The following is a 24,237-nucleotide window of genomic DNA, read 5'->3' as shown; positions in this document are numbered from 1 at the left end:
CGTCATCCCGGACGCGCTGCAGCACACAGTGGTGCGGCGCAGATCCGGGATCGCAAGACGAAAAGCGCTCCTTTACCCGGAGCGCGGTCCCGCGTCAGCGAAGCAGCATTGCATGCTGCATCGCGCGCGGGATGACTAGGCTATTTGGCCGCGCCGGTCTTGGCGGCCAGGGCCGGGTCATACCACCAGACGGTGGGGAAACCGCCGGTCGGGCTCTGCGTGGGAAGTACGGCCGGCTGGCCGAAGCGGTTCCAGCGCAAAGTGTGCCATACATCGTTGTACCACATCGGTACCACATAGTTTCCGGCGAGCAGCACCCGGTCCAGCGCCTTGGTGGCGGCGACCAGCTCGGCCCGGTCCTTAGCATAGACGATGCGGTCGGCCAGCGCGTCGATCGCCGGATCCTTGATGCCGATGATGTTGCGCGAGGTCGGCTTGTCGGCGGCGTCGGAGCCCCAATAGTCGCGTTGCTCATTGCCGGGCGACTGGGTCTGGCCCATGCCGAACAGGATCATGTCGAAATCGCGATTGTTCTCGCGCTGGTTGAACTGCGTGTCGTCGACCACCCGCACCGAGGCCTCGATGCCGATACGCTTGAGATTTTCGACATAGGGCAAGGCGACCCTGGTGAAGGTATCGCTGGAGAGCAGGATCTCCACCTTCATCACCTCGCCAGTCTTCACATTGGTGAGCTTGCGGTCCTTGAACTCCCACCCGGCCTCCTTCAGGAGGCCGATGGCTGCGCGGATATTGGCGCGCTGGACCTCGTCGCTGCCATTGACCGGATTGGCATAGGGCATGGTGAACACCTCCGGCGGCAGCTTGTCCTTGACCGTTTCGAGGATGTCGCGCTCTTGGCCCTCAGGCAGCCCGCTGGAGGAGAGTTCGTCGAGCCCGGCGAAATAGGAGCCGATGCGCTTGTATTGGTTGAAGAAGATCGTGCGGTTCAGCGTCTCGAAATCGAAGACCAGGTTGAAGGCCTTGCGCACCCTGACATCCTGGAATTTCGGCCGCCTGAGATTGAAGGCGAAGGCCTGCATGCGGCCAACGGTGTTGGACGGGAAGTCCTGCTTGACGATACGCCCTTCCGCCACCGCCGGGATGTTGTAGAGCGTCATCCAGTTGGCGATGATATTCTCCAGGCGGAAGTCGTAGGAATCGCTCTTGAACAGTTCCGGAAGCTGCTGGGTGTTGGTGTAGTAGTCGTAGCGGATCTCGTCGAAATTATAGTGGCCCTTGGCGGTGGGCAGGTCGGCGCCCCACCAGTCCTTGACCCGCTCATAGACGGCCCCGCGCCCGGCCTCGAAGCTCTTGAGGCGATAGGGGCCGGAACCGAGCGGCGGCTCGAGCGTGGTGTTGGCGACGTTGCGCGGCTTGCCGTCGGGCCCATTGGCCAGCCACCAATGCTTGGGCATGACATAGAGCTGGCCGAGGATCTGGGGCAGCTCGCGATTGCCCTTGGTGGAGAAGGTGAAGGTAACCTGGTCGGGCGCGCTGACCTCGGCCTTGGTGACGTCGTGATAATATTGCGCGGTCTGCAGATTGTTGGCCTTCTGCACCTCGAAGGACCACACCACGTCTTCCGGCGTCAGCTTGGTGCCGTCGTGCCAGCGCGCCTTGGGATTGATGCGGAAGGTCACCGAGGAGATGTCGTCGGGAAAGCGCACGGCATCGGCGATCTCGCCATATTCGGTGGAAGCCTCGTCCTGCGCCGAGGTCATCAGGTTCTGATAGACATTGGTGACACCGGCCTCGATGTTGCCCTTCACCGAGACACCGTTGATCGCCATCAGCGCGATGTTGAAATTGTCGAAGGTGCCACTGATCGCCAGCCGCACCTGGCCGCCCTTGGGCGCATCCGGATTGACGTAGTCGAAATGGTCGAACGCCTCCTTGTGTTTGGGCTCGCCCAGCAGGGAGATGCCGATCCGCCAGGGTGGTGCCGCGCCCGCCGCCGCGCCGGCGGAGGCTTCGGCCGGCTTGGCCGCCTCCTCCGCCAGGACCTGCTGCGAGGCGAACATCGCCAGTGTCACGAAAGCGGCGAAGGCAGCCGAAGCGAGCGGGGAACGGACGAGGCGCATGGGATCTCCGTTGGTTTCCCTTGCCATCGGCAGGGAGGCGGGCCTGGGGCGGCCGGGACTTGCGGGCACGGCCTGCAGGCGCCGCTGGCGGGCAGCGGCGGCAAACCATCGAGGGTAGGAGCCAATGCGGCGGAAATACAGCTGATTCGGCAAGATGACATCGTGTTCACCTTGCAGGGCATTCGGCACTTGGTCCACGCCCGCCCGATCGCAAGGATGCATCGAACCCAGGGAGCGAGACCGGCCACGCTCGTGGCTGAACATGCCTTGCCCCCGCAACAATCTGCCAGGAAAGCACGTGCCAACACGCTCGGCCGGGCTTATCCTTGTGACCGCATCTCGCATGGCATGGCGGCGCCCTCCTCGGCGCGGGCCGATGCAGCGGGACTGCAAGAGGCGCGATCCGGAGGCACCGTCATGCTGGGAGCAAAGCTCGCCGTCGCCACTTTGCCCGTGCGCGACCTCGCCACGGCCCGACGCTTCTACGAGGACCTGGTGGGGCTGGAGATCGCCTTCGAGCACGCCGGCAGCGCCATCGCCTACAAGGCCGGCCCCTCGATCGTGCTCGTCTACGTCTCCGCCAATGCCGGCACCAACCACGCCACCGCCGTGACCTGGGTGGTGGGCGACGACATGGCCCGCCTGGTCGAGGCGCTCAAGGCCAAGGGCGTCGCCTTCGAGCATTACGAGATCCCCGGCACCACGCTGGACGGCGACATCCACCGCACCGGCGACCTCGAACTCGCCTGGTTCCGCGACCCCGACGGCAACATCCATGGCCTGGCAAGCGGGTGAACCCCGGGTGCACGGGCGTCTCGCCCGTTCTTCCCTGCCAGCACGCGCGGCGCTCCCAAGAACGGGCGGGACGCCCGTGCACCCGGAGAAAGCCCGCAATCGCGGATTGACGCCGCCTCATCCCTCGCTATAGTGCCGGCCGCGTTGCCCCTATGGCGGAACTGGTAGACGCGTCCGACTCAAAATCGGATTCCGCAAGGAGTGCTGGTTCGATTCCGGCTAGGGGCACCAATCTCACTTCATGCTGATGGACGTGCCGCCGCGATCAGTCACTCGCGCCACAATCCTCGCCCTTCCCTCCCGCTCCCACCCGTGACACTCTCCCGGTTCAGCCAATCAGGGAGTTCTCGCCATGTCCTCGTCCCCCGCCATCATCGTCACCGGCGCCGCCGGCAATCTCGGGGCCGCGGTGGTGCGCGAGCTTGCCAAAGGCAGCGCTCCGCTGGTCCTGATGGAGCGCTCGGCCGAGAAGCTCGAGGCGCTGGTCGCCTCGCTGCCGGCGGGGGTCGAGGTGCTGTCGATCGCCGGGACGGACATGACCTCGCAGGAGGCCTGCGAGGCGGCGGTGGCGCAGGCAATCGCTAAGTTCGGGACGGTCGGCGGGCTGGCCAACACGGTGGGCGGCTTCGCGATGGCGCCGGTCGCCAAGGCGCTTGCGCAATGGGATGCCATGCTCACCGGCAATGCCCGCACGGCGCTGGCCATCAGCGCCGCGGTGCTGCCGGCGATGCAGGCCGCGCGCCAGGGCCGCATCGTGCATGTGGCGGCGCTGGCCGGGCAGAGGGCCTCGGCCGGGATGGCCGCCTATGCCGCCTCCAAGGCGGCGCTGCTCCGGCTCACCGAGGCGATCGCCGAGGAATATCGCAAGGACGGCATCACCGCCAATTGCGTGCTGCCCGGCGTGATCGACACGCCGCCGAACCGCGCCGCCATGCCCAAAGCCGATACCAGCACCTGGGTAGCACCGGAGGCGATCGCGCGGTTGATCGCCTTCCTGCTCTCGCCGGAAGGCGGCGTGGTGACGGGCGGGGCGATTCCGGCCACGGGCGTGCCGGCGGTTTCGGCGTGAGGCCGTAGATCTGCTGCCTGGGAGCGAGCACGTCTCCGGCCGCCCTTGGAAACGCCCAGCGTACGGAAAGGAAGAGCGGACAGGATGTCCGCGCTCCCAGGAGCCGCCGGATGTCGCCTCAGGGCAATTGCCCGGCAATCTTCCGGCGCTATAGTTGCGCAAAATCCTGCCGGAGGAAGAAGCGCATGCCGACCCCTTTCATCCGTCTCGCCAAGACAGCCCTGCTCGCACTACCCCTGGCCCTCGGCCTCGCCGCGGGGGCCACGCCGGCAGCAGCAAAGGGCTGCGAGGACCTGGCGGCCGGGCGCTGCAAGGTGAAGCTGCCCGGCGGCATCACCATGGCCTATGTCGAGACCGGGCCGAAGGACGGGCCGGCGGTACTGCTCATCCATGGCCTCACCGACAATATCCGCTCCTGGTCGACGACGATGGCCGCGCTGCACAAGCGCGATCCCGGCCTGCATATCCTCGCCATGGATCTGCGCGGCCACGGCCAGACCTCGATGCCACCCCGGGCGGCCTGTTCGCCCGCGCCGGAAAAATGCTTCCGGACCAGCGATTTCGCCGGCGACATCGTCGCCTTCATGAAGGCCAAGAAGATCGCCAAGGCGACTCTGGCCGGCCATTCGCTCGGCAGTTTCGTCACCCAGGAAGTCGCGCTGGAGCACCCCGAACTGGTCGAGCGTGCCGTACTGGTGGCGAGTTCCACCAAGGGCGTCGACAATGTCGCCCTGCGCGACTACGTGCTGAAGGAGCCGGTGGAAGGCTCCTGGAAGAAGGCGCTGGAGGCCAAGGGCTGGAAATATCCCGCCGGCTTCTACATGCTCACCCCGCTGAAGGCCGATCCCAAGGCCGAGGACTGGATCGCCAAGAACTGGGTGGTCGACCCGGCTGCCGATCCCGCCTTCCTCAAGCCCTATGTGCCGGAGACCGCCAATGTGCGGCTCGGCACCTGGATCGGCGCCAGCAAGGCGCTGCTCGCCACCGACAACACCGAGCGGCTGAAAAGCTTCTCGGTACCCGTGCTGGTCCTCTGGGCGACGCAGGACAGCATCTTCCTAGAGGCCGACCAGACCTGGCTGAAGCAGTCCCTCTCCGAGGCAGCCAAGACCAAGGGCATCCCTGCCTTCTGGAAGCGCTACGGCGTGATCCCGCTGCCGGCTTCCGGGGCGCAGGTCAGCGATATCGGCCATAACGTGCAATGGGGTGCGCCGGACGCCGTCGCCGCCGACATCGATGCCTTCATCAAGACCGGCGCGCCCACCAGCGATCTCCTGCACAGCGACAAGCCGCCGGCGCTCGACCACATCGTCACCGAGCCCGGTAAGGCGGAAGTTATCAAGCTCGGCCAGCCGGCTACGGCGAATTGAGGGCAGAGACCGCCAGGTTCGGCGACAAGGGTAACGGGTCCGGGCCGGTCTGGAGAGACTGACGCAACAATCGCAACGAAGCCGGGAAAAGCTCAATTTTGTCATGCCCGGGCCTGTCCCGGGCATCCAGCTACCGCTGTTCGTTGAGGCTGCGGCCCTGGATTGCCGGGACAAGCCCGGCAATGACAAAAGTCGAGTCCCATCGATTTTCGGCCACACCGGGCCACCGGGGTCGCGGATCCAAGTTCACTTTATGGCTTGTTAAGTACGGCAATTCACTTTATGACTTGTTAAGTGAACTTGCCGAGGCCCTGATGAAGCGTGCCGACGATCACACTGCCGACAGCGGCGCCGCACCCAATCTGGAGGCGCGGCGCTCCAGCATTTTGGGCCAGCGCGTCAAGGCCTTCCGCACTGCGCGCCGGCTGACCCTGCGCGAGCTCGGCGATCTCACCGGCACCACGGCCAGCTTCCTCTCCCAGCTCGAACGCGGGCTTTCCGGCGCCAACACCTCCACGCTGATGGGGATCGCCAACGCCCTCGGCATCAATGTCGCCGACCTCTTCGACGAGGGCGAGGCTCTGCCGCACAAGGTCGTCTCCCGCTCCGAGCGCCCGGCCTTGCCGGCCAGCGGCGGCTGCCACAAGACCTTGCTGTCGCGGCGCCCGCTTCGCGACCTCGAAGTCTATTCCGGCGAGTTCGACATCGGCGGCTCCACGGGCGACCAGCCCTATACCCATGGCAATTCCCACGAAATGTTCCTGGTGCTGCGCGGACGCCTGCAGCTGACGCTCGGCCAGGAGAGCTTCATCCTCGAGGCAGGTGACAGCATCGAATATTCGTCCTCGACGCCGCACAAGACGGTGAACATCGGCGACACCCCGGCCGAGGTGGTGTGGATCATCTCCCCCCCGACCAGCGGCGCCGCCGATCTCGACCAATATGTGATCCGGAAATCGCTCGCATCCGGATCACCAGAACAAACAAGCGAGTCTTCAGAGGGATAACGGGATGACAACTGCAACGGCATTTGCCCAAAGATCTTGCGCTAAGGCATTTTGCGCCGGCCTGGCCGGCGCTGCCTTCGCCCTGCTGGCGGCCTCGTCGGCCCTGGCCCAGAACGCGCCGCCCGCCGGCACCATCGCCGAGGGCTCGCTGAAGGGCAAGACGCTGACCTTCGTCTCCTATGGCGGCATCTACCAGGACGGCCAGAACGCCGCGCTGAAGGAATTCGCCGACAAGTCCGGCGTCAAGCTCCTGAACGACGGCCCGACCGAGCTCGCCAAGCTCCAGGCCCAGATCGAATCGGGCAATGTCAGCTGGGACGTCGTCGATACCGGCGACCTCGCGCCCTTCGCCTATTGCGGCAAATATTTCCAGAAGCTCGACTTCACCAAGATCGACGTCTCCCACATTCCGCCCGGCCAGGTCGGCCCCTGCAGCGTGCCGGCCATGAACTACGGCATCGTGCTGATGTACAAGACCGACAAGTTCAAGGACCATCCGCCCAAGAACTGGAAGGACTTCTTCGACACCAAGAACTTCCCGGGTACGCGCGGCATCGACGGCAGCGGTGACCCGCCGGTCGGCCTGCTCGAACAGGCGCTGCTGGCCGACGGCCATCCGGTGGACAAGATGACGCCTGCGGACATCGACACGGCCATCGCCAGGATCAAGGCCCTCGGCCCCGACACCGTGTTCTGGAAGACCGGCGCCGAATCCCAGCAGCTCGCCGAATCCGGCGAGATCGACATGCTGCTGATGTGGACCGGCCGCGCCATGACCGCCGTCAAGAACGGTGCCAAATACACGCCCGTCTGGCAGGACTGGCTGGTGGTCAAGGACCAGCTCACCATTCCGGTCGGCGTCAAGGATCCCGCCGCCGCCCATGCGCTGATCAACGCCTATCTCGGCAAGAGCGCGCAGGAGGCCCTGACCCAGAAGACCTCCTACTCTCCGGTCAACAACGAGTCCAAGCCGCAGGTCGACGCCCAGGTGCAGGCCTTCCTCACCAACACCCCCGAGCGTGTCAAGCAGGGCTATGGCTTCAACACGGCCTTCTGGACCGAGAACTTCGAGGCCCTGAACGAGAAATGGGGCTCCCTGCTGGCGGGCAATTGAGGCGGAAAGTTCGGCTCGCGCCACAGGCACCGGTAGGCAGTTCGAAGGTTCCACGGGGGCGGCGACGCCCCTCACCCTTACCCTCTCCCCGTAAGAACGGGGAGAGGGGGGACTTCGAACAAGCATCCTATGCCGATAGCGCGCCACCTCGCCCGACCGCCGGGTGAGATGGGAGGTCCGAGGATCAACCGCCACGCCTGTGCTCCCTCGCCCCGTTCTTACGGGGAGAGGGTAAGGGTGAGGGGCAGCGCGACCTCGAAGTACAGCATGAGTCGCTGTGCTTCGGAGGCAAGACTTAACTCCGGTTCCCGTCTGTCCCAACCGCCACCTCGCCAAAACGGAGCTTTTGCGCGTGACTGACACCATGCAATCCTCCATGGCCATTGCACGGCAACGCAGGCTGAGGCCGCTTTCGGCCTATCCGTCGCTGCTGGCGGTCCCGGCCGTGCTGCTGCTGATCCTCGCCATGGGCTATCCCCTGCTGACGGTGGTGGTGCGCAGCTTCGCCGAGCCGAGCTTCGGCCTGCAGAACTATGTCTGGTTCTTCTCCACCCCGGCGAACCTCACCGTGCTGGCGCGCACCTTCTCCATCGCCGCCTGGGTCACGCTGGTCTGCGTGATCGCGGCCTATCCCTATGCCTATCTGATGACGGCGGTCGGGCCGAAATGGCGCCTGGTGCTGATCCTGTGCGTGCTGGTGCCCTTCTGGGTCAGCGGCGTGGTGCGCACGCTCGCCTGGGTGGTGCTCTTGCAGGATTCCGGCGTGATCAACACCGCCCTCCAGGCGCTCGGCTTCGACGGCATCAAGCTGATCCGCACCCCGGTCGGCGTCGTCATCGGCATGGCGCAGGTGCTGCTGCCCTTCATGATCCTGCCGCTCTATTCGGTGATGCGCAGCATCGATTTGCGCCTGATCCAGGCCGCGCGCAGCCTCGGCGCCAGCCCCGTCAGGGCCTTCTGGCAGATCTATCTGCCCCTGTCACTGCCCGGCGTCTTCGCCGGCGCCATCATTGTCTTCATCCTGTCGCTCGGCTTCTACATCACCCCAGCCCTGCTCGGCGGGCCGCGCAGCACCATGCTTTCGACCCTGGTGCAGAACCAGGTGCTGAGCCTGCTGGCCTGGGGCCGCGGCGGCGCCATGGGCGTGATCCTGCTGGTGGCGACCTTCCTGCTGCTCGCCATTGCCGCGCCCCTGATGCGCCAGCGCCACAAGCAGGCGTCGAGGAGCTGACGATGAAACCTGGTTGCTCACGAAGTCATCCCGGACGCGCTGCAGCGCGCAGTGATGCGGCGCAGATCCGGGATCGCAACCCGGATAAAGCGTGTTCTCGTCTCGCGATCCCGTGTCTGCGACACAGCATTTCATGCTGCATCGCGCACGGGATGACCCAATGAGGAGCTGACGATGAAACCGCTGCGTCTCTTCCTCGCTTTGTTCTGCCTGCTGGTCGCGATCTGGCTGGTGCTGCCGACCCTGGTGATCATCCCGATGTCGTTCAACCAAAACAAGTCGCTGGCCTTCCCGCCATCGGGCTTTTCCTGGCAGTGGTACGAGAACTTCCTCACCAATCCGGACTGGTCGTCGAGCTTCGTCAATTCGCTGCGCATCGCCACCATCGTCGCCCTGATCGCCACGCTGATCGGCACGCTCGCCGCCCTCGGCCTCAGCCGCATGAAGCATGCCGGCGGCGGCATCCTGCGCGCCCTGCTGATCACGCCGATGGTGGTGCCGGGCGTGGTGCTGGCGGTGGGGATCTATTCGGTCTACCTCACCTACAAGCTGGTCGGCACGGATCTCGGCTTCGTCATCGCCCACACCATGCTGGCGATCCCCTTCGTGCTGATCGCCGTCTCCGCCAGTCTCGAAATGTTCGACGTCAGGCTCGAAAAGGCGGCGGCCAGCCTTGGTGCCAACCGTTTCACCACCTTCCGCACCATCACGCTGCCGCTGATCGCCCCCGGCATCCTGTCGGGCCTGCTCTTTGCCTTCGTGACCTCGTTCGACGAGATCATCGTCGCGCTGTTCATCACCAATCCCTACCTGAAGACGCTGCCGGTGCAGATCTTCACCTCCATCACCCGCGACGCCGATCCCACGGTCGCCGCGGTGGGAACCATCGTCTTCCTTGCCACGACATTGCTGATCGCCGCCGGCCTCCTCCTCGGCGCGCGCTCGAAGAGGAGCTGAGATGTCCAACGCAGCCGCCATTACCAGCTCCGCCGCATCAGCCCCGGGCGCGGCCGGCGCCGCCATCGACATCCGCAATGCCAGCAAGCATTACGGCAGCTTCACTGCGCTCGACGATGTCAGCCTCCATATCGAGCCGGGCGAGTTCATGACGCTGCTCGGCCCCAGCGGTTCGGGCAAGACGACCACGCTCAACGTGGTGGCCGGCTTCACCGAACTCTCCAGCGGCACGCTCGCCGTCGGCGGCGAGGACATCAGCGGCCTGCCGGCGCACAAGCGCAATATCGGCGTGGTCTTCCAGCACTATGCCCTGTTCCCGCACATGACGGTCGGCAAGAACGTCGCCTACCCCCTCGCCTTGCGCGGCGTTCCCAAGGGCGAACGCGAGGCGCGCGTCCGCCGCGCCCTCGACATGGTGAAGATGGCCGATTTCGCCCATCGCTATCCGAGCGAACTTTCCGGCGGCCAGCAGCAGCGCGTGGCGCTGGCCCGCGCCATCGTGTTCGATCCGCCACTCCTCCTGATGGACGAGCCGCTCGGCGCGCTCGACAAGAAGCTGCGCGAATGGCTGCAGCTCGAGATCAAGCGCATCCATCGCGAGCTCGGCACTACCTTCGTCTACGTTACCCACGACCAGGAAGAGGCCCTGGTGCTGTCGGACCGCATCGCCGTGTTCAACCACGGCCGCATCGAGCAGGTCGGCACCGGCCGCGAGCTCTATGACGAGCCGGCCACTTTGTTCGTCGGCAAGTTCATCGGCGAATCCACCACCTTGCGCGGGGCCGTGGAGACCTCCGGCAGCGAGACCTGCCTCACCATCGCCGGGCAGAAGGTGGTTTCGCGGGACAGGCTCGCCGACGGCCGGCAGCCGGTCATGCTGCTGCGGCCTGAGAAACTCTCGCTGGTGCCGGCGGCCACCGGTGTGCGCGACGGCCACAACAGCCTGTCCGGCCAGGTGAGCGAGGCGATCTATCTCGGCTCCAGCTCGAAATACCAGGTGGTGCTGGCCGACGGCTCGGTCGCCATCGTGCGTGCCCCGCTGGAAAGCCGGCCCTTCGCCATCGGCGAGGCGGTCGATCTCACCTGGGCGAGCGGCGATGCCAAGCTGCTGGCCGACGACGAGCGTGCCGACCTGACCCTGACCTGAATCGGGGGGCGGGTCTTCAGACCCGCCGCTTTTCTATCTAGCCCCGCGCTTCCGGGCCGGTCTGAAGACCAGCCCCCCATACCATTCCTCATGCGAGACCCATCATGGACGTCAAAGTCAACGGCAACATCTCGTTCTGGTACGCCGATATTGGCGGCGTGCCCGGCTATCGCCCGGCGCTGCCGGGCGACCGCAGCGCCGATGTCTGCATCGTCGGCGGCGGCTTCACCGGGCTGTGGACGTCCTATTATCTGAAGCAGGCCAATCCCAGCCTCAACATCGTCGTGGTCGAGAAGGAATTCGCCGGCTTCGGCGCTTCCGGGCGCAATGGCGGCTGGCTCTCGGGGGGCTTTGGCTGGTCGCGCGAGAAATATCTGAAGACCTCCTCGCGCGGTGCGGTCGTCGACATGGAAGCGGCGATGCACGGTTCGGTGAACGAGGTGATCGCCGTCACCGAGCGCGAGGGCATCGACGCCGATGTCCGCCGCAACGACACGCTGACGGTAGCGGTCAACCAGGCCCAGCTCGGCCGCATCCGCCAATCCTACGAGTATGAGAAGGGCTGGAGCGTCCCCGATGCGCGCATCAGCCTGATCGGCCGCGAGGAGATGCGCAAGCGCATCGAGATCCACAATGCCGAGGGCGCCCTGGTGCACCACGACACCGCCCGCGTGCAGCCGGCCAAGCTGGTGCGGGGCCTCGCCGCCGTGGTCGAGCGCCTGGGCGTTTCCATCTACGAGCAGACCGAAGTTGTCAGGATCGAGAAGGGCGCGGTGACCACCAAACGCGGCACCGTGCGCGCGCCGATCATCATCAGGGCGACGGAGGGCTTCACCGCCGGCATTCCCGGCTTCGAGCGCCTGTGGATCCCGATGAACAGCGCCATCCTGATGACCGAGCCGCTCAGCGAGGAGCAGTGGAGCCGGATCGGCTGGAACGGCTATGAGCTGTTGGGCGACGCCACCCACGGCTATTGCTATGCCCAGCGCACCCGCGAGGGCCGCATCGCCATGGGCGGGCGCGGCGTGCCCTATCGCTACGGCTCGGCCACCGACGTGCGCGGGCAGACGCAGGACCAGACCATCGCGCAGCTCTATGCCATCCTGATGCGCCATCTGCCCCAGACCAAGGGCCTGAAGATGGAGCATGCCTGGTGCGGCGTGCTCGGCGTACCGCGCGACTGGTGCACCACCGTCGGCCTGGATCGCAAGAACGGCATCGGCTGGGCCGGCGGCTATGTCGGCCTGGGCGTCTCCACGTCCAATCTATCCGGCCGTACCCTCGCCGACCTGATCCTGGAGCGCGACACCCCGCTGACCCGCCTGCCCTGGGTCAACCGCTCCGTGCGGGAATGGGAGCCGGAGCCCTTCCGCTGGCTCGGCATCCATTCGATGTACCAGCTCTATCACATGGCCGACCGGCGTGAGGCGGCAGGCCTCCAGCAGACCTCGCGCCTCGCCACCTTCGCCAACAAGATCACTGGGCGCTGAGAAGCCCCGGTTCCAGCTCTTTCAACGTGTCTGCATTGGAATGACCATGATCGACAGCAAGACGTTCGCCGATCTCACCACCCTCGATCTCGGCCCCTTCGGCCCCAAGCCGACCACCCTCAGCGAAGGCCAGGTCGAGGCGGCCAAAACCCTGTGGAAGTCGGAGGACGGGCTGATGGAAGTCGGCGTATGGGAATGCACGCCGGGCCGCTTCACCGCCTCGCGCGAGCGCAATTCGGAAACCTGCCATATCGTGTCGGGGCGGGTGTCGCTGCATGACGCCGGCGGCCAGACCCGCGAGGTACGGGCCGGCGAGGCGCTGGTCCTGCCGAAGGGCTGGAAGGGCGAGTGGACCATCCACGAGACCACCCGTAAGCTCTACATCATGCACTACGATGCGGCCTGAATGCGTTTGTGGCGCCGCTCGGCCAGGATGGCGTTGATCTCTGCCCCGAGCAGGAAGGCCAGCGCCACCAGCCACAGGAAGAACAGCGCCGCGAAGACGCTGCCCAGGCCTGCATAGAGCTTGGAGTAGGCGGCAAAGTCGCTGATATAGATGCTGAAGGCGTAGCCGCCGGCGAGCCAAAGCCCCATGGTGATCAGCACACCGGGCCAGATCACGCCGAGCGAGGGGCGGCTCGCCACCAGGAACAGGTGTACCAGGATGATGGCGCCGCCGAGCACCGCGGTGGTGATGCCGTAGCGCGCAATCTCGATCAGCGGCTGCAACGGTGCCAGCACCGGCGTGAAGCTGATGGCTGCCTGCCATATCACCGGCCACAGCACCACCAAAAGAGCGAGTGTAACCAGAGCGAGCGAGGCCAGCAGCACGAAGAACAGGCTCTGCAGCCGGCACCACCAGAAGGACCGCGTCTCGACCAGGCCATAGGCCCGGTTGATGCCGACGCGGATGGCCTCGACGCCATTGCTGGCCAGCACCACCGCCACGATGGCGCTGACGGTGAGCAGGCCGGGCCGCGCCGTGCCCAGCACGCGGGTGACCTCGCGGGCGATCGGCTCGGAAACTTCGTGCGGCCAGGTTTCGAACAGCAGGCGCACGATCTCGTTCTGGAGGTCGGCGGTGCCGAGCACGCCGGCCAGGGACGCCACGAAGATCAGGAAGGGAAACATCGCCGTGAGCAGGGACAACGCCATATGGCTCGCCAACGCGTAATCGTCATGCTCGGTGACCCGTTGGGTAAGATCGGAAATGAATTTGTACGCCCGCATGCGGCAACCATGCCATTGCATCGCGGGATTTGCCAGAAAGGGCGGACCGGCATCCCGCGGAAACGGTGGATGCAACGCCGGGCGAGGCCACGGCAATCTCTCGATATCACACCCTTTCACGAATCGCGGAGGTGCCGCTTTCTCACCACTGTGTTACTCGCCCGTTCATCTTCGATGGGCTATGGCTTGCGGGTGTTTCCCACCGGAGCAAGGCGGCTTTCAACCAGAATATGCCTTGCTCGCCTGCCCTGTTTCAACTTGTCCTTGCGATTGCCGGTGGTTCGGCCGGGTCGCAAGGCGCTTTAGGCCCGGACGAGATCGATGCGGCAAAACCTGGTTGCAGCTCTGTTGTTGCTGGCCGCGAGCGGCCCGGCGATGGCGCAGCCGCGTGCCGTGGTGGAGCTGTTCACCAGCCAGGGCTGCTCGTCCTGCCCGCCGGCGGACAAGATGATGGGCGAGCTCGCCCGCGATCCCAGCGTCATCGCCTTGTCCCTGCCGGTCGACTACTGGGACTATGTCGGCTGGAAGGACACGCTGGCCGACAACACCTTCACGCGCCGCCAGCGCGCCTATTCGGAGGTGCGCGGCGACAGGGCCGTCTATACCCCGCAGATCGTGGTGGACGGCGTGCAGCATGCCGTCGGCTCCAATGGGGAAGAAGTCCGACGGGCCATCGAGATGGCCGCCACCCATCCCAGCGTCCTCAGCGTTCCCGTCGCCATTTCCGGCAAGAACGGCGCCTACAGCATTTCGCTGGGCAAGAGCGCCCACAAGGGCGAGGTCTGGGTGGTTCCCATCGAGACGAGCGCGGAAGTCAAGATCGAGCGCGGCGAGAATACCGGCAAGACGGTGACCTATTCCAACGTGGTGCGCTGCTTCCGCAAGATCGCCGACTATGACGGTAATGCCGCCACGCTGGCGCTGAAACCGGACGTCACCAATGCCCCGGGCGCCGACAGCTTCGCCGTCCTGGTACAGGCCAATGCCGCAGGCCGGCCGGGTGCCATTCTCGGCGCCGCCCTGCGCAAGCCGTGAGGACCGTGGGAGCGTCGACCTCCTGATCGACATCCCTCTCCTGCACACGCGACGTTTCAAGAATGTCGGCCCGGAGGTCGACGCTCCAGCGCAACCCGATCTTGGAACCGGCGCGACTTGCGGTTAGGAAGGAGAGATTGGCAGCCTGCCAGCCAGGCCTTCTTTTCCGCCGGAATCCATCATGATTGACCAGAACGATATTCGCGCCGCCTATCAGCGCGTCGCCTCCCATATTCGTCGCACCCCGCTTCTCGACACCCAGGCCGGCACCTTCGGCCTCGACCATGGCGTGCAGCTCAAGCTCGAATTCCTGCAGCATGCCGGCTCCTTCAAGCCGCGCGGCGCCTTCAACAACCTGCTGTCGCGCGACGTGCCGGCGGCCGGAGTCGCCGCTGCCTCGGGCGGCAATCACGGCATCGCGGTTGCCCATGCCGCCCGCGCGCTCGGCCACAAGGCCCGCATCTTCGTGCCCGTGATCTCCAGTCCGGCCAAGATCGCGGCGATCCGCGCCCGCGGGGCCGACCTCGACATCGGCGGCGAACGCTATGCCGATGCCCTGGCCGCCTGCGAGCGCTATATTGCGCAGACCGGTGCGCTCTCCGTGCATGCCTTCGACGCCTGGGAGACCATTGCCGGCCAGGGCACGCTCGGGCTGGAATGGGAGGAGCAGGCCGGCGGCGCGCTCGACACCGTGCTGGTCGCCACCGGCGGCGGCGGCCTGATCGCCGGCATCGCGGCCTGGTTCGCCGGCAGGGTCAAGGTCGTCTCGGTGGAGCCGGAAGGCTCGCAATGCCTCAAGGCGGCGCTGGACGCCGGCGGCCCCGTCGATGTCGGCGTGGAGAGCGTGGCGGCGGATTCGCTCGGCGCCCGCAATTGCGGCGCCAAGGTCTATGCCGTCGCCAGCCGCCATGTCGGCGAGGCCGTCACCGTGCCCGACAGCGCCATCGTGGAGGCGCAGAAGCGCGCCTGGGCCGATGCCCGCCTCGCCCTCGAGCCTGGCGGTGCCACCGCCCTGGCGGCCCTGGTCGGCGGCGTCTACCGTCCCAAGCCGGGCGAGCGCGTCGGCGTGCTGGCCTGCGGCGCCAATGTGGATCTGACGACGATCGCGGGTTAAGCGGTTCAATCCCTATCGGGCGCGCCGAGCGGAAAGAGCTTGCGATAGGGGCGGGCCTCGTCGACGGCGCGCTTGACCGAGGCACGTGCAAGCAGACGCGAGCGATAGGCCTTCACGGTCGGGAAGGCCTGGCCGATGGGATGCGTCCAGTCGGCATAGAACAGGAACGGTGCCGCTGCGCAATCGGCCATCGAAAAGGCCTCGCCGGCCGCCCAGTGCCGGCCTCGCAGCCGGGTCTCGAGCCAGCCATAGGCGGTTTCGAGCAGGCGCTTGGCCTCCTCCACGCCATAGGGATCGCGATGTTCCGGCGGACGCAGCGCGTTGTAGACCACCCGGCTCTGGGGGGTCGAAACATAATTGTCGAAGAAGCGGTCCATCAGCCTGACTTCGAGTGCCGCGTCGGGATCATCCGGCAACAGCCGCACCGGCCCCGGATGATGGAGCTGCAGATATTCGATGATGATGCTGGTCTCCAGCACCACATGTCCATCATCCTCCAGCAAGGGAAATTTCTTCAGGGGGCAGAGCTTCTCGAGGGCTGCCATGCTGGCGGGATCGGCCAGCATGCGGAACTCGAAGGACAGGTCGTTCTCATAGAGCGCGATCAGCACCTTCTGGCAGTTGGAGGAAAAGGGATGCGCGTGCAGGACCAGGGACATTGCCGTCTCCTTCGATGGCATGGGGCGTCAGCGCGTGCGGCGGTAATGCAGGATCACGGCGCCGGTGTCGAGCGGGCGGTTCTCGATCAGTTCCAGCCCGAGCTGGGGCAGACCCGGCTCGAACAGGCGCTTGCCGTCCCCGAATATCGTCGGCGTCACCATCAGGCGATATTCGTCGACGAGATCGAGGCTGACGAGGCTGTTGGCCACGCCGGCACCGCCGAAGCAGTAGATGTCCTTGCCCTCGAGGCTCGACTTCAACGCCCCGATCGTGGCGGCGAGATCCGGCCCAGCCAGGGCGGCGTTCCAGCCGGGGTCACCCGACAAAGTGGAGGAGACCACCGTCTTGGGCAGGCGATTCATCACCGCGGCATGGGGAATGCCGGCGGCAGGACTGGCGGGATCGGTTTCGGCCGGGCTCCAGAAGTCCTTGTTGAACAGGAAATTGGTGCGGCCATAGACGAGATGGCCGGCGCGCTCCAGGGCATAGCCGGACCAGTGGGTTTCCAGGTCGCCCGACCACGCCGGCGGGACGAAGCCGTTCGGACCCTCGATATAACCATCCAGACTCGTGAACATCGCCAGGACCAGCTTGGCCATCGTCATTCCTCCCATGCATACCAGTTGCAATAAGCAAGCAGTTGCCTTCTAGCTCAACTGATCCTATTTTGCAAGCGGTATAGCGTTTGTGATTTTGAGGCGGCGCAAGGATACTCCGGCCCATGCGTGGCATTGGCTTGGAAACCACGAGCCGGAGCGGACGAGCCTTGCTCCAGGCTGCCCATCTCGACGAGGGTCATTCGCGGGCCTCATCGAGATGGGTTGCCCCTGTTTGATATCTTGCAGGCCTTTCTCGATCGCGCCCCGCCGGCCGATCAAGAGGGATCTGCCTGGGAGTGCGACGATGAACATGGCCTATCGGTCGGGCTGTCCGATCAACCTGACCCTGGAAATGCTGGGCGACCGCTGGAGCCTGATCGTCATCCGTGACGTGATGTTCGGCAACCGCCGGCACTATCGCGAGCTCCTGACCCATTCGGAGGAGAAGATCGCTTCCAACATCCTGGCCGACCGGCTGAAGCGGCTGGTCGAGGTCGGCCTGCTCAGCCGGCGCGACGATCCCAGCCATAAGCAGAAGGCGATCTACAGCCTGACGGAGCCATCCATCCAGCTGGTGCCGCTGCTGGCGCATATGGGTGCCTGGGGCCGCCGATACACGCCGGTCTCGCGCCCCTTGTCCATCCGCGCGCAATTGCTGGAGGAGGGCGGCCCGCCGCTGTGGGAGGCTTTCATGGAAGAATTGCGGGCCTTGCATCTGGGCACGCCTGCGCCCGCCCGCTCGGTCCTGGCCGAATTGCAGGCAGCCTATCTGGCCGTGATGGCGCAGGAGGAAGGCGCAGCCGACACCCTCAAGGCTTGATCGGATCGACGTCCCGCTCGGGATCGGCAAAGCCGATCAGATCCTGCGGCTTCAGCCTGTACTGGCGGGAATACCGGGCGGGCGCGTCGAGGATTTCGGGCGCATGCCCCTCCTCGACCTCGGCGATCCAGGCGAGCAGGCGGGCCTTCAAATCGTCCGATATGGCGCGGAAAGCCGTCATGCCGACGAGGTTCACCATCTCGTAGGGGTCGTTCTCGATGTCGTAGAGATAGCTTTCGCGGTAGACATCCGAGCGGGGGGCTTCCTGGTCGTATTCGGAGGTCACCCCATATTTCCAGCGATGCGTGCGCAGCGCCCGCCCGGTCTCCGTCTCGCTGATCTGGATGAGGACGTCCTGCCGCCAGGGCTGCCGGGCGTCGCGGATGACCGGCATGATCGAGCGCCCCTCCATCGTGGCGGGTATGTCGAGGCCGGCGGCATCGAGCAGGGTGGGGGCGACGTCGATGGTGCTGAACAGGGCCCGTACCTGGCCGCCCGACATGAAACCCGGCCCGGTGATCATGCTCGGTACGCGGATCGCACTCTCATGGCAGGAGCGCTTATATTCGCTGTTGCGCGTCTTGAAATGGCAGGCATGGTCGGAGGTGAACATCACGATGGTATCATCGAGCAGGTCCAGGCTCTTCAGGGCATCGACGAGCCGGCCGAAGGCCTCGTCGAGACGTTTCACCATGCCGTAATAGCCGCTCAGGTGCCAGGCACTGCTCCCTTGCAGGCCGACGAGATCCGGCGGCGTCCACTGGCTGGCGGCCATGGCCTCCCGGTAGCCGTCGGGCGGGGGATAGTCGTCGACGTGGTTCTGGTGATGCGGCTCCAGGAAGGAAACGAACAGGAAGAAGGGCTTGTCCTGGTGCTCGTCGCAATAGCGGATGGCGGCATCGGTCAGCGCGTCAATCCGGTATCCCGGCAGTTTGCGGCGCTTGTCTTCGGTATCGAACAGCACCGCATCATAGGCGTCGGACACGAATTCCAGCAGGTTGGCCGCAAGCCAGTTCTGATAGCCGCCGCGCTCATGCTTGGGCACGGGATCGGTGTCGCCCAGATGCCATTTGCCGATATAGCCGGTGTCATAGCCGTTGCGGGCGAATTCCCTGGCGATGGTGACGGCGTCATCGGGCAAGGGAATTCCGTTCCGGAATACGCCGGTCTGCGTGGCAAAGCGCCCTGTCTGCATCGAGGAGCGCGCCGGCCCGCAAAGAGGCTGGCTGGTGAAGGAATTGTAGAGATGCGTCCCTGCCCGGGCGAGCCGGTCGAAATGGGGGGTCAGACCCATCGGATTGCCATGCACACCCGTGGTGTCGTGGCGCTGCTGGTCCGTGAAGAAGACCACGACATTCGGCTTTCTCATCAGGTCTCGCTCCCATCCGCCCACTTTTTGGCTCGCCGTCCTGGCAGGAGGCGAAGGCCGTAGGGATGGTTTAGCGGCTCGATTCAGGCCCGAAAAATGATATTAACTTACCCCCACCATAACTTGATGGAATATCGCAACGGCCCGAAAGCCGGGAGCGTCTGCGGTTTGGCGGAATCGCCAAGGATCGCAAAGACGCGCCGAACTCATGAGCCAGAGCAAAGCAGCGTTTCCGTTTAAGCGCGCTTTGGTCTGACTCATACCGGCGTTCCCTGCTCGTCCACCAACTGCGAAAGCAGGTCGAGCGAGCGGGCGAGGATCGGAAACTCGCTGGTCGAGCGGCGAAAGCAGGCACCTGAGGGAAAACGCCAGAACGGGTCTTCGAACAGGAGCTTCTTCAGGCCGGCGGCCTTGGCCATAGCCTCGACCTGCACCGGCGCCAGGGTGAAATAGGAGGTCCCGCTGATGATCCGGAAGCTTGCCGCCAGCGTCTCCACTTCCATGACGATCTCGGGCGAGCGCAGCCGCCTGTCGCGGAAATAGGTCTTCAGGCGTTCGACCACGGTGCCGTCGCGCTTGTAGACGATCCAGCGGTGATCGCTGAGGTCGCGGGCGGCGATGCTGTCCGATTGCGCCAGCGGATCGTCGCTGCAGCAATAGACGCACATCTCGACATTGAACAATTGTCGGGTCTCGATGCCCTCCGGCGGTTCGCCGCGCAGGATGCCGAGCAGCAGGTCCACCCGTCCCTCCAGCAGTTGCGGAAAGGTCGTATCGGCCAAGTTGTAGTCGAGGGTGAAGCGCGTCTGCGGGAATTCGAGACTCAGCCTTTTTACGAGGTCCGGGGCGATCGCCATCTGGTAGGACATGCCCGCCGCGATGGTGAACATCTCGACGCTGCCCTTGCCGAGCGCCCGGATCTCCTCGCGGGCGTGCCGATGATGGGTTTCGATCGCCCGCGCGCGTTCGAGCAATTTCCGGCCGGCAACCGTGAGCTCCATGCCGCGCGTGGTGCGATGGAAGATCTGGCTGCCGAATTCGAGTTCCAGCCGGCGAATGGTCTTGGTGAGCGCGGGCTGCGACAGGCCGATCTTTTCGGCTGCCGCCGTGAGATTGCCCTCCCTCGCCACCGCCAGGAAAGCCTTGAGATTGCGGTCCATGCCATTCCCGAAAGTTATGGATAGGTGCACTCAATATCATTTTCCAAGCTCAACGGCAGTACCTATCGTGCAGTCCGAAGCGGGGCCGGTTCCGATCACGGGCAGAGCCTTGCGGCAGGCTCCCGGCGGAGCGCTGACAAGGGAGAACTCCAATGAGCCATCGGCATGCCAAACACGCCATCCTCGCCGTGCTGTGCCTGTCGATGTCAGCCACAAGCGCGGCAAAGGCCGAGGCCCCCTTCGTGGACGTCGGCAAGCAGGCGCCGATCACGGTCCTGATCAATGCCTCGCCCTGGTACAAGGGCTTTGAAAAGGTCGTCGAGCTCTATGAGGACCAGACCGGCAACGTGGTCAATCTCGAGGTGACGCCCTTTGACGGCATGCTCGAAAAAGCCCGATCGGCTGTGCGCAATGGCGGCACCAGCCCGCTCGATCTGGTGAACATGAACGGCCTGTCGGCGGTAGAATTCTATGAAGGCGGCTTCCTGACGCCATTCACGGATATAGACCCCGATTTCAAATGGCCGAAGGAAGTCTATACCTATGGCGACAGCAATTGCTGGGACGCCGGGAAACGATATCCCGATTGCAGCACGGGCAAGGTGATGGGCTTTTCGCCCAACGGCAACGTCCAGCTCTATTATTATCGCAGCGACATCTTCAAGGAGAAGGGCCTCAAGCCGCCGGCGACCTTCGACGAGGTGCTCGCCGACTGCAAGCTGTTGCACAATCCACCGGCCACCTATGGCTATCTGCAGCGCGGCGAGAAGGGCAACGGCATCTTCTATGACTGGATGGCCTATATGCTCAGCTATGGCGCCAAGGCCGAGGCCGATCCTGCCCATGGCGACTACACCGTGACGATCAACAGCCCGCAGGCCAAGGCGGCGCTCGACAAGTTCATCGAGGTGAGCCGGAATTGCGGCCCCGCCAATTACGCGAGCCTGGGCCAGGGCGACGTCATCCAGCTCATGCAGACCGGCAAGGGCATGCAGGGGCATGCCGTGGTCGCGGCCTTCCCGAATTTCGACGATCCCCGAAAGTCCGCCGTGGTCGGTCAGATCGATGCGGCCATCCTGCCCAAGGCGAGCGCCGAGGCGGAACCCGGCATCGCCATCGGCAACCTGATCCTGGCGGTGCCCGCCAATGCCTCGGAAGCCGGCAAGAAAGGGGCGGTGGCCTTCGCCAAATGGTTCCTGACCTATGGCGCGCAATATGCCTATGCCGAGGCCGGCGGCATTCCGGTGCGCGGCGACGTGCTCTCCTCCGACCTCAGGAACCGGCCCGAGTTTCGCTGGATGGCAGCCTATCAGGACTCGCTGAAACATGGTCGCCAAGTCTTCTTCTATGCGGAAGGCACCACCATCAGCAACAATGTCGGCCTGCGCATCAACCAGGCCCTGGTCGGGGAGATGAGTTCGGCCGCCGCCCTCAACCAGATCGCCCGGGACATGAAGGCCCTCTTCGAGAAGAACGGCCGCAAGACCGGCATGCTGCCACCCTTGCCGGAATGAGCCTGGCAATCGCACAGGGGACGGGAGGAGGCGGCTTGCCGTGAGAAAGGCGCCGCCATTCTGGAAAGGGGAAAGCGTGCCCGATTTCGTCGACCGCCACCTCGCCTGGTTCATGCTGGGGCCGGCCATGCTGGTCCTGCTCGCCTTGACGATCTATCCCGTGCTCAACCTGATGGCGATGGCGTTCGCCGACATCCGCTTCGAACAGGCGCGGGAAATCTGGACCTTCCGGCCCCTGGATAATCTGCGCCAGCTCGCTGGAGACGAGGTCTTCCGGCGAGCCTTGCTCAACACCATCGTCTTCGCCGTGGCGGCCGTCTGCCTGGAAATGCTGATCGGGCTGGCATTGGCCATTCTGGTCTCTTCACTGAGCGGCCTGAAGGGACTGGTGCGGACCACCCTCATCCTGCCCGTCCTGATGCCCCCCGTGGCCATCGGCTCGATGTGGAAGCTGATGTACAATCTCGATTTCGGCGTGCTGAATCAAGCCGTGACCGCCCTTGGCCTGCAGCCGATCAACTGGCTCGGTTCGAGCTCCCTCGCCTTGATATCGGTGATCATCGTCGACGTCTGGCATTGGACGCCCTTCGTCTTCCTCATCCTGTTCGCCTCGGTCGAGGGCATCTCGAAGGAGATCGTCGATGCCGCCAGGCTGGATGGCGCAGGCAATTGGGGCATCGTCACCCGTATCATCGTGCCCTTGATCTGGCCGCCGCTGCTGGTGGCCGCGCTGTTTCGCATCATCATGGCCTTCAAGGTGTTCGACCAGGTGTTCCTGCTCACCTCCGGCGGCCCCGGCAATGCCACCGAGGTCGTCAGCCTTCATCTCTACAAGGTCTATTTCCAGGAGAACCAGCTCGGCTACGGCTCGATGCTGTCGCTGGCGATCATCCTGGCGCTGCTCTGCTTCATCTGGATCAGCCGGCGTGCCGGAAAAGCCATGGAGCCACGCTGATGCTGGAGCTTCGCGGCCACTCCCGCGCCATCGGCTACGGCCTGATCGCCCTCGGCGTTTTCATCACCATCGCCCCCTTCCTGTGGATCGCCCTGCAATCGCTGAAGAACGAGATCGATATCCTGCGCGGAAGCTGGCTGTTCGCGCCGAACGGCTTCAACTATGCCGACGTGCTCTATTCCAGGCGCTCGGACTTTCCCGTCAATATCCTCAACAGCCTCATCGTCGCCTCGAGCTCCACGATCTCGGTGCTGGTGATCGGCACGCTTGCCGCCTATGCGCTGACCCGGTTGCAGGTGAAGCCCTGGGTCTCCCGGCTGTTCCTGGGCTGGACGCTGATCTTCAACATGCTGCCGACCCTGACCCTGGTCGGCCCCTGGTACCTGATCTTCCGCCAGATCGGCCTGGCAAGCTCGCTGACGGCCCTGGTGCTGACCCATATCGCCCTCAACCTGCCGATGACGATCTGGATGATGATGGCCTATTTCCGCGAGCTGCCGCAGGAGCTCGAGGATGCGGCCCGCGTGGATGGCTGCCGCCAGATCGATGCCTTCTGGAGGATCCTGCTGCCCTTGACCACGCCCGGCCTGATTGCAGCGGGCGTGCTGGCCTTCGTGTTCTCGTGGAACGAATTCTCGGTCGCGCTGACATTGACGGACCGCGCGACCGCAACGGTGCCGGTGGCCGTCGCCCGCTTTGCCCAGCAGTTCGAGGTGCAATATGGCCAGATGGCTGCCGCCTCGGTGCTCTCCACCATCCCCGCTTTGGTGCTGATGTTCTTCGGCCAGCGCTTCGTGGTACAGGGGCTGACCATGGGCGCGGTGAAGTGACGGCACCTGCCGAAGACTGACAGGTGCTGGAGAGAAGACGGCCCGATCGCCGTCCGCTTCATGCAAAGGCTGGGCTCAGCCCTTGTTGTTGGCCTTGTAGCGCTCGATCGCCTCGAGGATCATCGCCTCGGCTTCCTTGGCGTCGCCCCACCCCTCGACCTTGACCCACTTGTTCTTCTCGAGGTCCTTGTAGTGCTCGAAGAAGTGCTCGATCTGCTTGAGGGTGATCTCGGGCAGATCGGTGTAGTTGTGCACCTTCTCGTAGCGGCGGGTCAGGCGCGGCACGGGCACGGCGATGATCTTCTCGTCGCCGCCGGACTCGTCACGCATCTTCAGGACACCGACCGGGCGCACGGCGATCACGGCACCGGGAATGATGCCGCGCTGATTGGCGATCAAGACGTCGATGGGATCGCCGTCATCCGACAGCGTGTGGGGTACGAAGCCGTAATTGCCGGGGTAGCGCATCGGCGTGTAGAGGAAGCGATCGACCACGAGCGCGCCGGAATCCTTGTCCATCTCATATTTGATGGGCTCGCCACCGACGGGAACTTCGACAATGACATTCACCTCGTGCGGCGGATTGCGTCCGGTCGAGATCGCTTCGATACGCATCGTAGATCACATCCTGGTTGGGCCGGCTCTGGCGCAGGATGCCTCCAGACCCCGATCAGACTGCAGCCTTAGGCG

23 protein-coding genes and 1 tRNA gene are annotated in these 24,237 nt (G+C 64.9%); 17 read left to right on the top strand and 7 right to left on the bottom strand.

The genetic code is table 11. The annotated features are described in order from the left end of the window. Positions 1-140 precede the first annotated feature (140 nt). Entirely contained in the window at positions 141-2,081 is a 1,941-nt protein-coding gene (locus tag ACTJKX_RS10285; protein ID WP_440725370.1) for an extracellular solute-binding protein, read from the bottom strand. A gap of 417 nt (positions 2,082-2,498) precedes the next feature. On the opposite strand from ACTJKX_RS10285, the gene ACTJKX_RS10280 reads away from it, so the two are divergent. The 11 genes from ACTJKX_RS10280 (at position 2,499) to ACTJKX_RS10230 (ending at position 12,667) form a co-directional block, all read left to right on the top strand. Then, on the top strand, positions 2,499-2,876 hold the full coding sequence (locus ACTJKX_RS10280) for a VOC family protein (RefSeq protein ID WP_440725204.1): 378 nt from the start codon (positions 2,499-2,501) through the stop codon (positions 2,874-2,876). A 146-nt stretch (positions 2,877-3,022) separates the two neighbouring features. Then, positions 3,023-3,107: transfer RNA gene (locus ACTJKX_RS10275), tRNA-Leu, on the top strand. Positions 3,108-3,228: 121 nt separating this feature from the next. Continuing rightward, entirely contained in the window at positions 3,229-3,945 is a 717-nt protein-coding gene (locus ACTJKX_RS10270; protein WP_440725203.1) for an SDR family NAD(P)-dependent oxidoreductase, read from the top strand. A 185-nt stretch (positions 3,946-4,130) separates the two neighbouring features. Then, a complete protein-coding gene (locus tag ACTJKX_RS10265; RefSeq protein WP_440725202.1) occupies positions 4,131-5,315 on the top strand; it encodes an alpha/beta fold hydrolase in 1,185 nt (394 codons plus the stop codon). 314 nt (positions 5,316-5,629) lie between these two features. Beyond that, the gene (locus tag ACTJKX_RS10260) at positions 5,630-6,322 is read left to right on the top strand and encodes a helix-turn-helix domain-containing protein (RefSeq protein ID WP_440725201.1); all 693 of its coding nucleotides are present in this window, start codon (positions 5,630-5,632) and stop codon (positions 6,320-6,322) included. 4 nt (positions 6,323-6,326) lie between these two features. Continuing rightward, on the top strand, positions 6,327-7,436 hold the full coding sequence (locus ACTJKX_RS10255; RefSeq protein WP_440725200.1) for an extracellular solute-binding protein: 1,110 nt from the start codon (positions 6,327-6,329) through the stop codon (positions 7,434-7,436). Between the two features lie 376 nt (positions 7,437-7,812). Then, the gene (locus ACTJKX_RS10250; protein ID WP_440725369.1) at positions 7,813-8,667 is read left to right on the top strand and encodes an ABC transporter permease; all 855 of its coding nucleotides are present in this window, start codon (positions 7,813-7,815) and stop codon (positions 8,665-8,667) included. Positions 8,668-8,835: 168 nt separating this feature from the next. Further along, complete coding sequence (locus ACTJKX_RS10245; protein ID WP_440725368.1) at positions 8,836-9,624, top strand: ABC transporter permease; 789 nt, start codon at positions 8,836-8,838, stop codon at positions 9,622-9,624. A 1-nt stretch (position 9,625) separates the two neighbouring features. Then, positions 9,626-10,771 (top strand): ABC transporter ATP-binding protein, encoded by a 1,146-nt coding sequence (locus tag ACTJKX_RS10240; RefSeq protein WP_440725199.1) that lies wholly within the window; start codon positions 9,626-9,628, stop codon positions 10,769-10,771. A gap of 104 nt (positions 10,772-10,875) precedes the next feature. Next, positions 10,876-12,261: an NAD(P)/FAD-dependent oxidoreductase gene (locus ACTJKX_RS10235; protein ID WP_440725198.1), complete on the top strand. Its 1,386-nt coding sequence runs from the start codon at positions 10,876-10,878 to the stop codon at positions 12,259-12,261. Between the two features lie 46 nt (positions 12,262-12,307). Beyond that, positions 12,308-12,667 (top strand): cupin domain-containing protein, encoded by a 360-nt coding sequence (locus ACTJKX_RS10230; protein WP_394310878.1) that lies wholly within the window; start codon positions 12,308-12,310, stop codon positions 12,665-12,667. On the opposite strand, the gene ACTJKX_RS10225 is transcribed toward ACTJKX_RS10230, so the two are convergent. Then, the gene (locus tag ACTJKX_RS10225; RefSeq protein ID WP_311933957.1) at positions 12,652-13,491 is read right to left on the bottom strand and encodes a YihY/virulence factor BrkB family protein; all 840 of its coding nucleotides are present in this window, start codon (positions 13,489-13,491) and stop codon (positions 12,652-12,654) included. The two genes, ACTJKX_RS10230 and ACTJKX_RS10225, sit on opposite strands and share 16 nt — an antisense overlap. 321 nt (positions 13,492-13,812) lie before the next feature. Between ACTJKX_RS10225 and ACTJKX_RS10220 the strand changes: the two genes are divergently transcribed. Then, a complete protein-coding gene (locus tag ACTJKX_RS10220; RefSeq protein WP_311933958.1) occupies positions 13,813-14,526 on the top strand; it encodes a DUF1223 domain-containing protein in 714 nt (237 codons plus the stop codon). A 181-nt stretch (positions 14,527-14,707) separates the two neighbouring features. Further along, entirely contained in the window at positions 14,708-15,640 is a 933-nt protein-coding gene (locus tag ACTJKX_RS10215; RefSeq protein ID WP_311933959.1) for a threonine/serine dehydratase, read from the top strand. 5 nt (positions 15,641-15,645) lie between these two features. Here ACTJKX_RS10215 and ACTJKX_RS10210 read toward each other — a convergent pair whose 3' ends face one another. Together ACTJKX_RS10210 and ACTJKX_RS10205 are read right to left on the bottom strand one after the other, a co-directional pair. Further along, complete coding sequence (locus tag ACTJKX_RS10210; protein ID WP_440725197.1) at positions 15,646-16,299, bottom strand: glutathione S-transferase family protein; 654 nt, start codon at positions 16,297-16,299, stop codon at positions 15,646-15,648. 27 nt (positions 16,300-16,326) lie between these two features. Continuing rightward, complete coding sequence (locus ACTJKX_RS10205) at positions 16,327-16,899, bottom strand: dihydrofolate reductase family protein (protein WP_367623449.1); 573 nt, start codon at positions 16,897-16,899, stop codon at positions 16,327-16,329. Positions 16,900-17,203: 304 nt separating this feature from the next. Between ACTJKX_RS10205 and ACTJKX_RS10200 the strand changes: the two genes are divergently transcribed. Then, on the top strand, positions 17,204-17,719 hold the full coding sequence (locus tag ACTJKX_RS10200) for a winged helix-turn-helix transcriptional regulator (RefSeq protein WP_440725196.1): 516 nt from the start codon (positions 17,204-17,206) through the stop codon (positions 17,717-17,719). Here the strand turns inward: ACTJKX_RS10200 and ACTJKX_RS10195 are convergent. Continuing rightward, positions 17,709-19,088 (bottom strand): sulfatase-like hydrolase/transferase, encoded by a 1,380-nt coding sequence (locus ACTJKX_RS10195; RefSeq protein WP_440725195.1) that lies wholly within the window; start codon positions 19,086-19,088, stop codon positions 17,709-17,711. The two genes, ACTJKX_RS10200 and ACTJKX_RS10195, sit on opposite strands and share 11 nt — an antisense overlap. Before the next feature lie 257 nt (positions 19,089-19,345). After that, positions 19,346-20,248, bottom strand: a complete 903-nt coding sequence (locus ACTJKX_RS10190) for a LysR family transcriptional regulator (RefSeq protein ID WP_440725194.1) — start codon at positions 20,246-20,248, stop codon at positions 19,346-19,348. A gap of 152 nt (positions 20,249-20,400) precedes the next feature. On the opposite strand from ACTJKX_RS10190, the gene ACTJKX_RS10185 reads away from it, so the two are divergent. From ACTJKX_RS10185 to ACTJKX_RS10175, 3 genes are read left to right on the top strand one after another with little or no spacing between them, the layout of a single operon-like run. After that, entirely contained in the window at positions 20,401-21,762 is a 1,362-nt protein-coding gene (locus tag ACTJKX_RS10185; protein ID WP_367623451.1) for an ABC transporter substrate-binding protein, read from the top strand. A 40-nt stretch (positions 21,763-21,802) separates the two neighbouring features. Then, positions 21,803-22,717: a carbohydrate ABC transporter permease gene (locus ACTJKX_RS10180; protein ID WP_440725193.1), complete on the top strand. Its 915-nt coding sequence runs from the start codon at positions 21,803-21,805 to the stop codon at positions 22,715-22,717. After that, a complete protein-coding gene (locus tag ACTJKX_RS10175; protein WP_440725192.1) occupies positions 22,717-23,547 on the top strand; it encodes a carbohydrate ABC transporter permease in 831 nt (276 codons plus the stop codon). The genes ACTJKX_RS10180 and ACTJKX_RS10175 overlap by 1 nt, the downstream gene beginning before the upstream one ends. Positions 23,548-23,622: 75 nt before the next feature. Here the strand turns inward: ACTJKX_RS10175 and ppa are convergent, their stop codons facing one another. Continuing rightward, positions 23,623-24,162: an inorganic diphosphatase gene (gene ppa / locus ACTJKX_RS10170; RefSeq protein ID WP_311933968.1), complete on the bottom strand. Its 540-nt coding sequence runs from the start codon at positions 24,160-24,162 to the stop codon at positions 23,623-23,625. Positions 24,163-24,237: the final 75 nt, after the last annotated feature.

The sequence above is a fragment of the Labrys sp. 22185 genome (assembly GCF_052045555.1).
Taxonomy (GTDB): domain Bacteria; phylum Pseudomonadota; class Alphaproteobacteria; order Rhizobiales; family Labraceae; genus Labrys; species Labrys neptuniae.
This window is presented reverse-complemented; position numbering and strand designations above follow the sequence as displayed.